Raw genomic sequence first — 15,395 nt, forward strand, 5'->3', positions numbered from 1 at the left:
GCACTCGGCCCGGTCCCGGCGGTCGGCTCTCCGATGCCCCTCGTTCCCGGGGTCGTTCTCACTCGACCGCCTGGCCGTCCTCGCCCGCTCTCGGACCGGCCGGCCCACCCCGCCGGGCCGCCCGTCCTTCGGCTACCCGTTCGGCTACCCCGCCGACTCGGCCCGGCGGCCGGGGGCGGGCAGGCGCCAGACGCCGGGGCGGACCTCCAGGTGATCGTCCGGGCCGGGCCGGGCGGTGCGCAGGGCGCGTTGGGCGAAGGACTCCAGCCGGCGGTCGTGGAGGGTGCGGGCGAGGTCCAGGCAGTCGGTGAAGCGGGCGTGTGCCCGGGCGTGGTCACCGGCCGCGAGCGCGTGGAGTCCGAGGGCGCGCAGCACGTCGAACCGGGCCCGCGGGTCGGCCGGTCCGGAGCCGTCGGCGAGCGCGGTGGCGTGGGCGGAGGCGAGCAGGGCGTCGGCGTCGGCGCCGTCCCCGGCGTCCATCCGCAGTTCGGCCAGGCCGACCAGGGCCCGGCTCAGCTCGGCCCGGTGACCGGACTCCTCGGCGACCCGGCGGGCCAGCCCGTAGTACTCCCCGGCCTCCTCCGGGCGCCGTTGCTGCCAGGCGAGATCGCCGAGCGAGCGGAGCGTCCGGGCCTCGGCCCCGCGGTCGCCGCAGCGCCGGGCCGCGTCCAGGGCGAGCGCGTGCGTCTCGGCCCAGGCGTCCCAGGCGGCGTGCGTCTCCAGGTGGCCGTCCAGCGCAGCCACCAGCCGGAGGACGGCGGCCGGCCGCCCCGCCCGGTGGGCCTGCCGGACGGCGCGGACGAGCGCCTCCCGCTCACGGGTGAACCAGCCGGCGGGATCGTGCGGCTCCTCCCCGGTGGGCCGGGCGTGCGTCAGCACGGCGGTGACCCGCTCGGCCGCGCGCGCGTGCTCCGCACAGAGCCGCTCGATCGCGTCCCCGGTGTCCTGGGGGTCCTCCTCCTCGGTGAGCCGTTCGACGGCCAGGACCCGCAGCAGCTCGGGGAGGTGGTGGCCGGTCCGGTCGGCGGCCAGCAGCCGGTCGTCGAGCAGCCCGTCCAGCAGGCGAGCGGTCTCGGCGGGGGAGCGGCCCAGCACCGCAGCGGCCGTCGCGCGGTCGAACCGGCCGGCCGGTAGCAGCCCGAGCAGCCGGAAGGCCTGCCGCAACTCCGGCCGGGCGTCCCGGTAGGCCCGCAACAGCGGCTCCCGGACGTCGAGTTCGCCGATCCGCAGCTCGCCGAGCCGGTACCGTTCGTCCCGCAGCCGGTCCACCAGGCAGGCGACCTTCCAGTGCGGGCGCGCCGTCAGCTGGGCGGCGGCGACCCGGACGGCCAGCGGCAGCCGCCCGCACAGCTCCAGCAGTTCGCGGACGGCGGCGGGCTCGGCCGCCTCCCGCTCCGGGCCGGCGGCCGCCGCGAACAGCAGCCGCGCCTCCTCGGGGTCGAGGGTGTCCAGCAGCACCGGCCGGATGCCGCCGAGCCCGGCGGGCAGCCGGCGGGCGGTGACGATCGCGCTGCTCCCGCCGGTGGTCGGCAGCAGCGGGCGCAGCTGCGCCTCGGAGTCGGCGTTGTCGAGGACCAGCAGGAGTTGACGACCGGCCAGCTGGGCCTGCCAGGCGGCGCGGAGCTCGCCCGCCCCGGCGCCCTTCGCCGGCCGTACCCCGCGCCGTCGCAGCAGGGTGGACATCGCCTCGGTGGCGCGCAACGGCCGCCCTCGTTCGGGGTGGAGGTCCAGGAAGAGCCGGCCGTCGGGGAAGGACGGGTCACTGCGGCGGGCGGCCTCCAGGGCGAACGCGGTCTTGCCGACCCCCGGCTGACCGGCGACCGCGACGAACGATCCGGCCGGGGCGTTCCGCAGCAGCTCCTCGACCTGGGCGAGGGCCGTGCCGCGGCCCGCGAAGACCGGGTCGGCGGGCGGCATCGCCCTCTCGTGCCCGGCCCGGACGGCCACGGCGACGGTCCGCCCGCCGCCCGCCGTGCGCAGCAGCCCGGGATCGCCCGCCAGGATCCGCCGGTGCAGGCGTTGCAGCGGCGGCGCGGGTTCGATCGCCAGCTCCGCGACCAGCGTCCGGCGCAGCTCGGCGAAGGCCTCCAGCGCCTCGGCCTGCCGCCCGGCCCGGTACAGGGCCAGGATCAGGTGGCCGTGCAGTTCCTCCCGCAACGGGTGTTCGGCGGCCAGCGACCGTAGTTCGGCGATCAGTTCGTGGTGCCGTCCGAGTTCGAGGTCGGCCCGGATCCGCTGGTCCAGGGCGGCGACGCCGGCCTCGGCGAGCCGGGCGGCGGCCCCTTCGAGCAGCGGCCCGTGCGGGGTGTCGGAGAGCAGCGGGCCGCGCCGGAGCGCGAGGGCCCGGCGCTGGAGGTCGGCGGCGGCGCGGTGGCGGCCGGCGGCGAGCGCCTCCCGGCCGCGCCGGTGCAGCCGCTCGAACTCGGACAGGTCGAGCCGGTCCGGCGGGACGCTGAGCCGGTAGCCCGGGGACTGGGTGCGCAGCAGCTCCCGGCCCCGGTCGGGGTCGGCGGCGTGCAGCAGCTTGCGCAGCTGCGAGACGTAGACGTGCACGGTGGCGGTGGCCGTGCGGGGCGGCTCGTCCCGCCACAGCTCGGCGACCAGGCTGTCGACCGAGACCACCCGGTCGCCGTGGACCAGCAGGGTGCCGAGGACCACCCGCAGCTTGGCCGCCCGCGGTGTGTGCGGGCCCGTGCCGCCCTCGATCTCCATCGGACCCAGGATCCGGAACCTCACCGGGCCCACCCCTCGTACTCGCTGTGCTCTCGTGCGCCGGGTCCCCGGCGGTGACGACGGTGACGGCGGTGATGGCGGCCCGCCGGCCGGCGGCGGGTCAGAAGTCCTGCACCACGGTGGTGCGTGCCTCGGCGACGGTCCGCCGGTGCTGGGTCAGCGTCAGGGTGACCGGGACGGCCGGCCGCCCCGCCGTGTCCCGCCCGACCGGCCCGGCGACGGCCGTGCAGTGCACCGGCGGGTCCGCCTCGGCGAGGCCGCGGACGCGCACGTCGCAGGAGGCCGGCAGGGTCCGCCCGGGGACCAGCCCGCCGGCGCGCCCGGCGACCAGCACCGAGGCCTGCCGCACCGCCTCCAGCAGCAGCGGCGCGGAGAGCTGACGGGGGAGGACCCAGCTGCCGAGCCGGCCGCGGGAGTCCCAGGCGGGCTCGCTCAGCACCACGTCCGCCGCCGAGGCGAGGCCGACCGAACCGGGGTCGGCGGGGGCGTCCGCCGCCCCGGGGGCGGCGCGCACCGCCCACCGCCCGGCCCGCTCGCGGGGCGGCCCGGGCGGGTCGAACGCCAGGCTCGCGGTGCCCGTCGCGCACGGCACGTCGTCGAGCGACACCTCCAGGCGGAGGTCGAGGCCGCGCGGTACCCCGTCGACCGTCGCGGTCGGGGCGGCCCGCAGCTCGGCGGTCAGCCGGGCCGGACCGCGCCCGGCCCGCCAGGCGGCCACCTCGGTCACGTCGAGGCCGAACCGGCGGAACCACCCGGGCCGGTCCGGGGGCCCGCCGAAGTACTGCCGTCCGACGAACTCGGCGGTCTCCCGGACCGCCTCGACGACCAGCAGCGGATCGTGGAAGTGGCCCGGCCCGTCGTCGGCCCCCGGGACCTCCCCGATCAGCCGGAACCGCTCCTCGCCGCGGCTCGGCGCCTCCAGCAGACAGTGGTCCCAGGACGGCGGACAGTGGACCAGGTGCCGGGCGGCCCCCGGCCCGGGCGCCCCGCGGTCCCGCACGGTGCTCCCGACGGCCATGGCCGCGCCTCCCCGGGTCGTCCGACGGCCGCCCCCTCGACAGCCCTCCCCCCAGCATGGCCCCACCGGGCGGTACGCGGGCACCCTGCCCCGTGGCAGCAAGTTGCGCGACCGCTACTCCCACCCGGCCCGGGCCCGTGCCAGGGCCGGTGGACCGGGAACCGCGCGGGCGCGCGGGTCGGGCGCGGGGGCGTGGGTAGGCGCCGTACGGGGCGGAGGGAGGACGGGATGGGCGGCTCGGACGCGCTGTCGGACTACCACCGCAAGCGCGACTTCGACAGGACCGCCGAACCCGAGGGCGGCGGCCGCGCCGCCCCGGGCGCGCGGCCCGGGTTCGTGGTGCAGATCCACGACGCCCGCACCCTGCACTTCGACTTCCGCCTGGAGGTCGACGGCGTGCTCAAGTCCTGGGCGGTCCCCAAGGGGCCGTCCGGTGACCCGCACGACAAGCGGCTGGCGATGCCGACCGAGGACCACCCGATGGAGTACCGCGACTTCGAGGGGGTCATCGCCGAGGCCGAGTACGGCGGCGGCACGGTGATCATCTGGGACGAGGGCGGATACGAGAACCGCAGTACGGACCGGCGCGGCCACGAACTCCCGTTCGCGGAGGCGCTCGACGCCGGTCACGCGTCGTTCCGGCTGGCCGGCCGCAAGCTGCGCGGGGACTGGGCACTCACCCGGTTCCGCGAGGACGGCGCCGGCGAGCGCGCGGCCTGGCTGCTGGTGCGGCACGGTCGCGGTGGTGGCCGGCCCGCCCCCGACCCCCGGCGGGCCCGCTCGGTGCGCAGCGGACGGACGCTGCGGCAGCTCGCCGAAGAGGCGGGCGGGGCCTGACCGCGACCGGCCTCCGGGAGCGCCTCGACGCAGGGTCTCCCCGGCGTCGGCCGCCGCCGGGGAGCGCTCGCCGATCCCGGGCCCGCGGGCGGGCCCGCATGACGAGACCCGTCAGAAGACGGGTTCCGGTGCCGGGCCCGGGCCCGGGAGGGGGCCGGGGCGGGGGTGCGGATCCGGTCCCGGGGCGGGTGTCGGCTGCGGGTCCGGTCCGGGCCGGGGCGGTGCGGGCGGTACCGGGTCCGGCCCGCCCGGGCCGGGGACCGGACCGGGCAGGGGGCCGGGCTGCGGGCCGGGCCCGGGGCCCGGGGCCGGGGTGGGACTGGGCGGTACGGGGTCGTTCGGGGGTGTCCCCATAGGGCTGCTCCTGGGCTCGATTCGATCGTTCGGGATCGTCTTCCTCGGCACCGCCTACCCGGGCTGCGCCCGGGGACACGGGGCCGAACGGGGTTCGGCGGGCCCGGACGTCAGCCGGCTCCCGGCAGCCGTACCTCCAGGTGGCCCGAGAGCACCCTGGTCTCCAGGACCGGCTGGGGCGCGGTGGCCGGGCCGCGCACCACCTCGCCGTCGCGCAGCCGGAACTCGCTGCCGTGCCAGGGGCAGTGCAGGCAGCCGTCCACCACCGTCCCGGCGGACAGCGGCCCGGACAGGTGGGCGCAGCGCTCGGCGAGCACGTGGTAGCGCTCGCCCTGGTGGACCACGACCACGGTCAGTTCGCCCGCCGTCCGGCGGACGGGCTCGCCGTCGGGGAAGTCGTCGACCGGTCCGAGGCCGACCCAGTCGGGCGGCGCCAGCCGGGGCACCGCGGCGGACCGGTCGGGCCCGGCGGCCAGCCGGTAGGAGAGGTGCCCGCCGAGCGCCCCGCCGACCGAGACGGCGGTCAGCCCGGCCAGGCCGAGCAGCCGGCCGCGGGCGTGGTGCCCCCGGCAGCGGGCCAGCAGCGATCCGGCGTACAGCAGCACACCGGTGGTGTTGGACAGCGCGTGCACCAGGCCGGTGCGCCGGCGCGGCGGGTCGAGTCGCGCCCAGTCCACCCAGCCGGCGAGCGCGGCCGGCCCGGCGGTCAGCAGCCCGGCCGCCACCAGGGTGCCGGCCGCCCGGCGGCCGCCCGGGGTGAAGTCCAGCAGGCCCGCGGACATCCAGCAGCCGATCGGGAGCTGGACCAGCACGGGGTGGAGCGGGTGGCCGAGCCACACCCCGTGCAGGGCGTCGCGGGACGGCCCGAGCGGGACGGACTCCACGGCGTCGGCGAGCGAGGAGGCCGGGGCGTCGAGGAACTCCCAGTGCGCCGGGGCGTCCAGCGCCCGGCGCAGTCGGCGGGACCACGGGTGCAGGTGCAGAGCTGAGGCATCCATACCGGGCGGCTTGCCGGGCACCGCTCCGCCAAACCCGAATCCGGCCGCCGGTGAAACGACACGCGGTCGGGTCCACACCGCCGGGTGTACCGCCGTCGACGGCGTTTGGGCGGGCCGCTACGGGGGACCCGCCCGGGTACCGGAGGAGTTCCGGAAGGCCCGGAGGTCCGGACGGCGGTCCCGACCGGATCGCCGGCCCGTCGGCGTCGGCCGTGGTGCCGGGCGATCGTGCCCGCCCCGGCCGCGTGCCGCGGGTCGGGTAAGGGCCGGTCAGCCGGGGGTGGGGAGCAGGAGCCCGCCATGCGAAGCCTCGAACGCCGTTACGCGGTGACACTGCCCGGCCCGGTCGGCGGCCACGCCCCGCCCACCACCGTCGTCGTCCACGCGACCGACGCGACGGGCCCCGACGGCGAACCGGTCTGGGAGAGCGCGGACGGGAGCCTGCGGGTGGAGATCACCGGCGGCGTGGCCACCGTCCTCACGGCGCCGGCCGGCAGCGGCCGGCACCCCTGCCTCCAGGCGTACGCGCTGCCGTGATCGACGGTGTGGCGACCGACGGTGCCGTGACCGACGGCGCCGGGAACCCGACACCGTCGGTCGACGCGGGCCTCCGGCCGGTGGGCCTGTGCCGTCCGTCGGGCGCCGTCGCAGGCCACCCGCACCACCCGCACCGTCCCGCGCGTCCCGCTCCCGCCCGTCCCGCTCCCGCGCGTCCTGCTCCCGGCCGGACCGGTTCTGCACCGCCAGGGCCCAGGACCGTCGTCCGATGCTCACCACTGCCTCCCGGTGGTCCGGGGCGGGCGCCACCCGCCTGCCGATGCCGCGCGGCTGCCCGAACCGGACGCCACCAATCCGGCATGCCGGGCGCGAAGCCGGGTACCCGCCGGCTCCCGGGGCGCGGAGGGGTGCCGGCGGCCGCCGCCCCCGCCCACGGGCTGCGCCCGCCCACCGAACGGCCGAGCCCCGAGGAACGTCTCCGCCCACCCAATCGCGACCTTCAGGAGGAACGATGACCAGCGACACCAAGGTCCTCGCGATCGTGACGAACTACGGGGTCGAACAGGACGAACTCCTCGTCCCCGCCCAGCACCTGCGCGACGACGGCGTGCGGGTCGACATCGCCGCCCCCACCACGGACGACATCCGCACGCTCGTCGGGGACGAGGAGCCGGGGGAGCGGGTGCGCCCGACCCACACCCTCGACGAGGTCGACCCCGCCGACTACGACCTGCTGCTCATCCCCGGCGGGACCATCAACGCGGACACCCTCCGACTCCACCGGAAGGCGGTCGACGCGGTGCTCGCCTTCACCACCTCCGGCCGCCCGGTCGCCGCCATCTGCCACGGGCCCTGGCTGCTCGCCGAGGCCGGGGTGGCGTTCGGCAAGCGGCTCACCTCGTACCCGTCGCTGCGCACCGACCTCGCCAACGCCGGCGCGACCTGGCTCGACGAACCGCTGGTCACGGACGACGCCAACGGCTGGCGACTGGTCACCTCCCGCAATCCCGGCGACCTCGACCACTTCCTGCGGGGCATCGACGTCGCCCTGCGGGTGACGGCCGGGGCCGCCGGTCCGTCCTGACCGTGGTCCGTCCCGATCGGGCGCGCTGAGGCGGCCCGCCCCACACGAGGGGCGGGCCGCCTCGACGCCCGGCGGCGCCGGCCGGATCAGTCCGGGTCAGTCCGGGTGGGGCTCGTGCGGGAGGTCGTCCCAGCCGGGGGCGTCCTGGTCGTCGAGCTGCTCGCGCAGCCGGGCCAGGGTGGTGGTGAGCAGCCGGGAGACGTGCATCTGGGAGACGCCGATGCGTTCGGCGATCTGGGACTGGGTGCAGCCGTCCCAGAACCGGAGCTTCAGGACGGTCTGTTCACGGGCGGGCAGCTGGGCCAGCAGCGGCCGGACGGCCGTGCGGAAATCGGCGAGTTCGATGCCGGGGTCGCAGGTGCCGATGCGGTCGAGGATGGCGCTGCCGGTCTCGTCGGTGTCCTGGTCGCGCTGGGCGTCGAGGGAGTCCGGCCGGTACACGCGGCCGGCGACGAGCCCCTCGGTGGCCTGGTCCACGGTGAGGTGGAGGTCCTCGGCGATCTCCTCGGGCTGGGGGAGGCGGCCGAGCCGCTGTTCGAGGCGGTCGGAGCCGCGGGCGACGGTGAGGTAGAGCTCCTGCATGCTGCGCGGTACGCGCACGGGCCAGGAGGTGTCGCGGAAGAAGCGCTTGATCTCGCCCGTGATGGTGGGGATCGCGTAGGTGACGAACTCGACGCCGCGGCCGGGATCGTAGCCGTCGACGGCCTTGATCAGGCCGATGGTGCCGACCTGCAGGATGTCGTCCATGTCCTCGGCGCGGTGCCGGAAGCGGGCGGCGATGAAGCGCACCAGCGGCATGTTCAGCTCGATGACGGTGCCGCGCACGTAGCTGTAGGCGTGCGACTCCCGGGGCAGCGCGATCAGGCGGTCGAAGAGCGCGTCGCTCAGTTCGCGGGCCTCGGTCTTGCCCATCGAGCGCAACTCGGCCTCGGTCGGCCGGGGTGGCAGGTCGGCCGGCAGGCCGGCGGGTACGGGGGCTCGGGGAACGTTCTCCAGGGTGGTGGACACGGGTATCTCCAGGGCATCGGGTGAACGCCCGGCGGCGGCGCGTGACGTGCGCCGACCCCGGGTCTCTTTCCCTCCGGAACCGGGGGCCGGATTGGGCCGGAGGTTCCGGTGGCACCCGGCAGGGTGCGGAGCGGCGTAGGCCGGGCGAACGCCGCACGGGTGTTCTACCCGACATGCGACACCTGATTCACGTTTTGAGCGATTTATACCGTTCTATCCGATTCACCCCTTCGGGGGCCCGGTGGCTCGCACGGCCGAGACCGTCCGCCCCCGGCCGCCTTCGGGCCCGAGATCGGCCGCCCGCGGGCCCGCCTCCGGCCGCCCATCGGCCCGAGACCCGGCGTCTATGGGGCCGAGACCCGCCGCCCCCGATCGGAGGCGGCCCGGAGAAGTACGGTCGCGAGCGCCCCGTCCAGCGCGGCGGAGAGCTCGGCGTCGTCCCGGTCGGTGCCCGCCCAGGCGACGTGCCCGTCGGGGCGGACCAGCGCCGCGCGCACGCCGGCCCACGCGGCCGGGGGCCCGTCGAGGACGGCGGAGCGGACGGCGAGCCCGGGCCGGGCGCGGTCGCCGAGGGCGCCGTCGGGCGTCAGGTCGAGCAGCAGGTACGCGGTCGGGTCCAGCAGGGCGAACAGGCCCGCCTCCGAACCGGCGAGGGCGAGGTCGGGTGCGCGGGTGCCGGTGAGCGGGTGGGCCGCCGGGTCCTGGGCGGGGTAGGCGACGGCGAGCCCGGTGAGCCGTTCGGCCAGCGCGCGGCCGAAGGCGGGCTGGGTGGCGATCAGCCCGCTCAGCAGGGCGCGCAGGTCGAGTCCCTCGGGTGTGAAGGCGGTCATCAGGGCGGTCTGGGCGCGGCTGTGTTCCAGTAGCTGTGCGCCGACCGGGTGACGTTCGGCGTGGTAGGTGTCGAGCAGGCCCTCCGGCGCCCAGCCGTTCAGCGTCGCGTTCAGCTTCCAGCCGAGGTTGTGCGCGTCCTGGATGCCGACGTTCATGCCGACGCCGCCCGCCGGGTAGTGCTGATGGGCGGCGTCGCCCGCGAGCAGGACGCGCCCGCGCCGGTACTCGGCGGCCAGCCGGCCGGCGTTGCCGAACCGGGAGAGCCACGAGGGGTCCCGCATGCCGAAGTCGTCCCCGGTCACGGCGACGGTCTTCGCCCGGAACTCGTCCATCGTGAGGTCGCCGGGCCACTCCGTGGTGAGGCTGTCCGGGTCGATGCCGAGCACGCGGAACCGCCCGCCGGGCAGCGGTGCGACCATCACCGCGCCCTGGAGGGTGTGGAGGCCGAAGCCCGGTCGCGGCGGGCGGTCGAGCGTGACGTCGCCGAGCCGGCATAGCACGGTGGAGGGCGTGCCGGGGAAGTCGATCCCGGCGGCCTGCCGGACGGTGCTGCGGGTCCCGTCGCAGCCGACCAGGTAGGCGGCCTCCGCCTCGTACGGGCCCCGCGGCCCCTCCACGTGGACGGTCACCGACCGGTCGTGAGCGGTGAATCCGGTGACGCGGTGCCCGCGGACGATCCGTGCGCCCAGGCGCAGTGCGTGCTCCTGGAGCAGTTCTTCGGTGCGGGCCTGGGGCAGGGCGAGGGTGAACGGGAACGGGGTGTCCAGGCCCCGGAAGTCGAGCCGGGTGTCGAGCATCGCGAAGTGCCCGTTCGGGATCCGGAGGCCTTCGGCGAGGAAGGCCGTGTGCACCCCTCGGGAGGCCAGCACCTCGATGGTGCGGGGGTGGACGGTGAGCGCCTTGGAGCGCTCGTCGATCGCGGTGCGCTCCTCGACGACGGTGACGGCGGTCCCGCCCAGCCGCAGTTCGGCGGCGAGCCAGAGCCCGACGGGGCCGCCTCCGGCGATGACGACGTGCTGCTCGGTCATGGGTCCACCTCTCTTGGTCACTGACCATCAACTGGTCGCAGTAAACTAGGTCAATGACCAATGCGCAAGCGGCCGGACGCCTCGACCCCGGCACCGTCATCCGGGCCGCCCTGGAGCTGCTGGACGAGACCGGCCTGGACGCCCTGTCCACCCGCGCGGTCGCCGAACGGCTCGGCGTGCGGATGAACACCGTGCTGTGGCACGTGAAGACCAAGGCCCGGATGCTGGAGCTGATGGCGGACGCCGTGATCGGGGAGATCTCCCTCGGCGACCTGCCCGCCGCGCCGGACGCCCGCGCCCGGGAGCTGGTCCGCCGCTACCGCCGCGCCCTGCTGGCCCACCGCGACGGCGCCGCGCTCGTCGTCGGCACCTATGCCGCCGAGCCGCACACCCTGGGCCTCGCCGACGCCCTGGTCGGCGCGCTCCTGGACGACGGACGGGACGAACGCGGGGCGGCCTGGACGACCTGGTCGGTCATCTACTTCACCCTCGGCCTCACCCAGGAGGAGCAGGCCGCCGCGCGCCGCCCGCTGGGCGACCGGCTGGCCGACGCGCTCTCGGAGACGGCCCACCCCGCCCTCCGGCGCGTCCTCGGCCACCTCGCCGCCGACTCCTTCGACGAGCGCTTCGAGTACGGCCTCACCGCGATCCTCGGCGGCGCTCCGGGCCGGCGGTGACGGGCGTGCCGACGGTCGCGCCGACGGGTCGGCCGAGGCCGGCGACGGCCCCCGGCGTCCGGCGGTGGCGGCCCCGCAGCGTCCGGTGGCGGCGCGTCGTACGGGGCCGGATCGTGCGGCGTGCCGTCGGGGTCCGGAGCCCCGCCGATTGATGTTCGCCCGCCCGCCGATTCTTTGTTACCCGCGGGTATTGGCTCGCCCCCTCGGCTGGTGTACGTTCTCGCCCGGGCGGAACGACTGCCCCGGGTCCAGGGACCTTCCGGTGGACCGCGCCTGACGCCCCCTCATGGGACGTCGGGCCCGGCCGCGCGGGGCGACCCGGCTGCACGGACCCGGTCGGCGGCGACTTCGGCCCCCTCCCGCCCGGTTCCCGCCGGACGGAAGGCGCTCGGCCCCCCGGTGGCGACTCCTGCCGACAGCCGGCCGTTCGGCATGCCCTCGACCCTCCGTCGACCGGCGCCCGCGGCGGCCCCGTCGAGCGAGGACCTCGTCCGAGGGGGGCCCGCTCCGCCCGGTCACAACGTCGTCGCGACTCGCGCCACCGACCGACCCCCACCGCCGCGCCGACCGACGACCCCCACAGACGAAAGGCCACCTCCCCGATATGAGCATCAAGGCACGGCTCGTTGCCGCAGCGGCCCTCACGGCCGCGATCACCGCCGGTCTCGCCACCCCGGCGGTCGCGGCCCCGAAGGCCCCGGCGGCCCCGGTTGCTCCGGTCAAGGCCCCGGCCGTCGCCGCCGCCGCCGCGAGCAGCGGTGCGGTGACCGAGGCGCAGTGGCTGGCCGACGTCGGCGCCGCGATCGCGCCCGCCCGCGCGTACGTCGAGCAGCGCACGGCCACGCCCACCGGCGAGAAGCCCGCGATCGTGTTCGACATCGACAACACCACGCTCGCCACGCACTTCCACCCGTTCGCGATGTCGGGCATCGCGCCCGTCGTGGAGTTGGCGCAGTACGCCCACAGCCGGGGGGTCGCGATCATCTTCGTCACCGCGCGGGTGGACTTCATCGACCCGATCACCCGGCACAGCCTGGCCGCGGCCGGCTACACCGTGGACGAGCTGCACGGGCGCGACCTGTGCGACCTGTTCAAGCCGGTCCAGCAGTACAAGACGGACGAGCGGGTCGAGGTCGAGAACGAGGGCTACACGATCATCGCCAGCGTCGGCAACAACTGGACCGACCTGGACGGCGGCCACGCCGAGCGCACCTTCAAGCTGCCGGACTACAACGGCCTGCTCTCCTGACCCACCCCGCAGGGCGGTCGACCCACGCCCTCCGGCGGTCCGACACCGCCCGGGGCCGGTGGGCACGCCGAGCCCCGGGCGGGACGCGGACGCGGTGCCCGGGGCGGAAGGCCGTGCCCGGGAAGAGGCAGCGCGACGGGCAAAGAAGAACCCCCGGACGACAGACGTCCGGGGGTTCCAGCGGTGGGCCTAACAGGACTTGAACCTGTGGCCTCTTCCTTATCAGGGAAGCGCTCTAACCGTCTGAGCTATAGGCCCGCGCTGATGTTGCCCGCCAACATTAGCAGAGCTCGGACCGAGCCCCGACCGGGTTGACTCCGGCCCCCGTCGGCCCCCGGATGCGCCCGGCGCCCGGGCGACTCCGCTGCGGGCCGTCGCGGCAGCACGGTGGTGGCCGGGCCGACACCGCGCAGCTGTGTGGGCCCGGGGCGGACCCGGCCCCTGTCCCGACCCCGAGCGGAACAGGGGCGCTGCCGACCGTCGGCCCGGCGGGTCCCGGGTCGGCAGCGCCGACGTGTCAGCCGGCGAGCTGGTCGACGGTGGGGACCACGATGCCGAAGAGGTCGGTGATCGTGGTCAGGCTCGCCGCCTGCAGTCCGGCGGCGGGCACGAGGCCGCCCTCGGACGCGGCCAGCGAGCGGGTGGCGGTCGCCTCGGCGACGACGGCGGGCCGGTAGCCGAGGTTGAACGCCCCCTGGGCGGTGAAGGTGACGCACATGTGGGTCATGAACCCGGCCAGCACCAGGTCGAGTCCGGAGCCCAGGTCGCGCAGTGTCTTCTCCAGCTCCGTCTGGTGGAAGGCGTTGGGGAACTGCTTGACGACGACCGGCTCGCCGTCGACCGGTGCCACCTCGGGGCTGATCGCACCGATCTCGGCGCGGATGTCATAAGGGGTGCCCTCGCCGCCGTCGTTGACGATGTGGACGACCGGCGTGCCGGCCGCGCGGGCGGCGGCGAGCAGACGGGCCCCGGCGGCCAGGGCGGGCTCGACGCCGTCGAGCGCCATCACGCCACCGCGGTAGGTGTTCTGGAAGTCGATCATGATCAGGGTGCTCTCGCCGAGGCGCGGCGGCGTGTTGTCGAGGCCGATGACGTCACGCAGGGTGGTGGAGGCAGACATGGCTGGAGGTGTCCTTTCGGGCGGATGACGGATCGGTCGGAAGCCGGACCGGAAGCCGGACCGGAAGGTGCGACGTCGGACCGGAACGGGTTGGACGTGAGAAGGGGTGGACAAGGGCGGATTCGGGCGGCCCGTATCCGTGCCGGTGCCGGGAATCAGGCATGGCGGAGCCTCGGTCGCGACGACTCGCGTGCCGCGGCGGCCGGGGGAGGGAGCGGTCAGGGCGTCCGGTGATCCCGACGCAGGGGCGACGAGACCGGTGCGACCAGGACGCCGGTGCGACCAGGACTTCGTGCGATCAGGACGTGGTGCGGAAACGGCGACGGTAGGAGGCCGGGGTGGTGCTGATCTGCTTGCGGAACGCGCGGTGCAGCGTTTCCACCGAGCCCATCCCGATGCCCGCCGCGATCTGCTCCAGTGGTTGGTCAGTGGTCTCCAGCAGGCGGCGGGCCGCCTCGACCCGGGCCGCCTCCACGTAGGCGGCCGGGCTGGTGCCGGTCTCCTGGCGGAAGACCCGGGCGAAATGGCGCTCGCTCAGGCACATCCGCGCGGCCAGGGCGGGGGCCGACAGGTCCTCGTCGAGATGCTCGGTGATGAAGACGCGCAACTCGTCGATGTCCCTGCGGGCCGGGGCGGGCCGGCTCAGCGGCACACTGAACTGGCTCTGGCCGCCCTGCCGCCGCAGATACATCACCAGCTGTCGGGCCACGGCCAGGGCCAGGTCCTCGCCGTGGTCCTCGGCGACCAGCGCGAGCGCCAGATCCATGCAGGTGCTGATGCCCGCGCCGGTCCACACCCGGCCCGAGCGGACGAAGATCGGGTCGGCGTCGACCCTGACCTTCGGGTGGTCGGCGGCGAGCTGGGCCGCGGTCGACCAGTGGGTGGTCGCCCGCCGCCCGTCCAACAGCCCGGCGGCCGCCAGCAGATGCGCTCCCACACACACCGAGGCGATCCGCCGTGCGTGCGGTGCCGTCTCCCTCACCCACTCCACGACGGCCTCGTCGACCCGGGCCACCGGACCGTCGGGGCGCAGCTCCACCGCGCCGGGCACCAGCAGCGTGTCCACTGCGGCGCCCACCTCGGAGAAGGAGAGGTCCGCGACCAGGCGGACCCCGGCCGAGGTGACGACCGGCCCGCTGTCGGGGCCGGCCAGCCGGATCTCGTAGCCCGCCCGGCCGCCGGTCTCCCGGTTGGCCAGGGCGAAGACCTCGGCCGGACCGGTGACGTCGAGCAGGTCGACATCGGGGAAGACCGCGATGACGACACGGTGTGGAGTGGGCATGCATCCATCGTCACGGCAGCATCCGGACGACCGCAATGACGGCGATCTGTCACATCCGGCCATCGGGCGTCCGGGCCGCCGACGGCATGCCGGGGCTCTCCGGGGCTCTGGCAGGCTCTGGCGGGCGGACCGCCGAGCCCCGGTCCGGGCCGGCCGGGGAGGTTTGCCTCTGCCGCCAGGGGCGGGTAGTGTTTCCTAGTCGCTCGACTGGGAGCACCGGACACGCAATAGCGCGGACGGTCCCGGGGCGGCCAATCCTCTTGCTCACACCTCTCTTCCCGGCTGGGTCGCGTTTCGGTGCGCCTCCGCTCGAATTGTTGTGCGTGTTTAAGTCGGTTGCGGCCGGATTCGCTTTGTGAAGCGCGGTTCGGCTAGAGTTCAGCAGGTCGGAGAGGCCCCCGGGTCGATAATCCGACAACCTCTGGAAAGCCGGAAGCGCGGAAAGACGAAGCAGAGCGATCTGCTAGAGTCGGAATCGCCGAAAGGCCGAAGGAAAGCAAATCAGATGAACGAAGCGCCGGTAAACGGAGCGGAAAGCATCTGGTAAGCTGGAAACACGAAAGAACGAAGCGCCCGGAGGGCTCGCTGGAAGGCGGTCCGAAGGAAGTGTCCGTTCCTTGAGAACTCAACAGCGTGCCAAAAGTCAACGCCAGATATGTTGACATCCCCGGCCTTGAT

Annotated in this window: 12 protein-coding genes and 1 tRNA gene; 5 read left to right on the forward strand and 8 right to left on the reverse strand. The window is 75.6% G+C overall.

Annotated elements, in window-relative coordinates; translation table 11 throughout:
* Positions 1-144 precede the first annotated feature (144 nt).
* Complete coding sequence (locus tag ABT263_RS31645) at positions 145-2,712, reverse strand: AfsR/SARP family transcriptional regulator (RefSeq protein WP_352295595.1); 2,568 nt, start codon at positions 2,710-2,712, stop codon at positions 145-147.
* 121 nt (positions 2,713-2,833) lie between these two features.
* Positions 2,834-3,751, reverse strand: coding sequence for an AfsA-related hotdog domain-containing protein (locus ABT263_RS31650; RefSeq protein ID WP_352295597.1), 918 nt, complete (start codon positions 3,749-3,751; stop codon positions 2,834-2,836).
* Between the two features lie 228 nt (positions 3,752-3,979).
* Here ABT263_RS31650 and ABT263_RS31655 point away from each other — a divergent pair, with 228 nt between their 5' ends.
* A complete protein-coding gene (locus ABT263_RS31655) occupies positions 3,980-4,588 on the forward strand; it encodes a DNA polymerase ligase N-terminal domain-containing protein (RefSeq protein WP_352295599.1) in 609 nt (202 codons plus the stop codon).
* A 464-nt stretch (positions 4,589-5,052) separates the two neighbouring features.
* On the opposite strand, the gene ABT263_RS31660 is transcribed toward ABT263_RS31655, so the two are convergent.
* On the reverse strand, positions 5,053-5,940 hold the full coding sequence (locus ABT263_RS31660; RefSeq protein ID WP_352295601.1) for a Rieske (2Fe-2S) protein: 888 nt from the start codon (positions 5,938-5,940) through the stop codon (positions 5,053-5,055).
* A gap of 300 nt (positions 5,941-6,240) precedes the next feature.
* On the opposite strand from ABT263_RS31660, the gene ABT263_RS31665 reads away from it, so the two are divergent.
* Positions 6,241-6,477 (forward strand): DUF6296 family protein, encoded by a 237-nt coding sequence (locus ABT263_RS31665; protein ID WP_329490273.1) that lies wholly within the window; start codon positions 6,241-6,243, stop codon positions 6,475-6,477.
* A gap of 472 nt (positions 6,478-6,949) precedes the next feature.
* A complete protein-coding gene (locus ABT263_RS31670; protein ID WP_352295603.1) occupies positions 6,950-7,522 on the forward strand; it encodes a DJ-1/PfpI/YhbO family deglycase/protease in 573 nt (190 codons plus the stop codon).
* A gap of 96 nt (positions 7,523-7,618) precedes the next feature.
* On the opposite strand, the gene ABT263_RS31675 is transcribed toward ABT263_RS31670, so the two are convergent.
* Positions 7,619-8,530: a SigB/SigF/SigG family RNA polymerase sigma factor gene (locus ABT263_RS31675; RefSeq protein WP_352295605.1), complete on the reverse strand. Its 912-nt coding sequence runs from the start codon at positions 8,528-8,530 to the stop codon at positions 7,619-7,621.
* Positions 8,531-8,874: 344 nt separating this feature from the next.
* On the reverse strand, positions 8,875-10,389 hold the full coding sequence (locus ABT263_RS31680) for an FAD-dependent monooxygenase (RefSeq protein ID WP_352295607.1): 1,515 nt from the start codon (positions 10,387-10,389) through the stop codon (positions 8,875-8,877).
* A gap of 53 nt (positions 10,390-10,442) precedes the next feature.
* Between ABT263_RS31680 and ABT263_RS31685 the strand changes: the two genes are divergently transcribed.
* Together ABT263_RS31685 and ABT263_RS31690 are read left to right on the forward strand one after the other, a co-directional pair.
* The gene (locus tag ABT263_RS31685; protein ID WP_352295609.1) at positions 10,443-11,066 is read left to right on the forward strand and encodes a TetR/AcrR family transcriptional regulator C-terminal domain-containing protein; all 624 of its coding nucleotides are present in this window, start codon (positions 10,443-10,445) and stop codon (positions 11,064-11,066) included.
* Positions 11,067-11,670: 604 nt separating this feature from the next.
* Positions 11,671-12,315 (forward strand): HAD family acid phosphatase, encoded by a 645-nt coding sequence (locus ABT263_RS31690; RefSeq protein ID WP_352295611.1) that lies wholly within the window; start codon positions 11,671-11,673, stop codon positions 12,313-12,315.
* Positions 12,316-12,499: 184 nt separating this feature from the next.
* Here the strand turns inward: ABT263_RS31690 and ABT263_RS31695 are convergent.
* The 3 genes from ABT263_RS31695 to ABT263_RS31705 form a co-directional block, all read right to left on the reverse strand.
* Positions 12,500-12,573, reverse strand: a tRNA-Ile gene (locus tag ABT263_RS31695).
* Between the two features lie 259 nt (positions 12,574-12,832).
* The gene (locus tag ABT263_RS31700) at positions 12,833-13,435 is read right to left on the reverse strand and encodes an isochorismatase family protein (RefSeq protein WP_352295613.1); all 603 of its coding nucleotides are present in this window, start codon (positions 13,433-13,435) and stop codon (positions 12,833-12,835) included.
* A gap of 298 nt (positions 13,436-13,733) precedes the next feature.
* Positions 13,734-14,717, reverse strand: coding sequence for a GlxA family transcriptional regulator (locus ABT263_RS31705; RefSeq protein WP_352295615.1), 984 nt, complete (start codon positions 14,715-14,717; stop codon positions 13,734-13,736).
* Positions 14,718-15,395 lie beyond the last annotated feature (678 nt).

The sequence above is a fragment of the Kitasatospora sp. NPDC001603 genome (assembly GCF_040298365.1).
In the GTDB taxonomy this organism is placed as follows: domain Bacteria; phylum Actinomycetota; class Actinomycetes; order Streptomycetales; family Streptomycetaceae; genus Kitasatospora.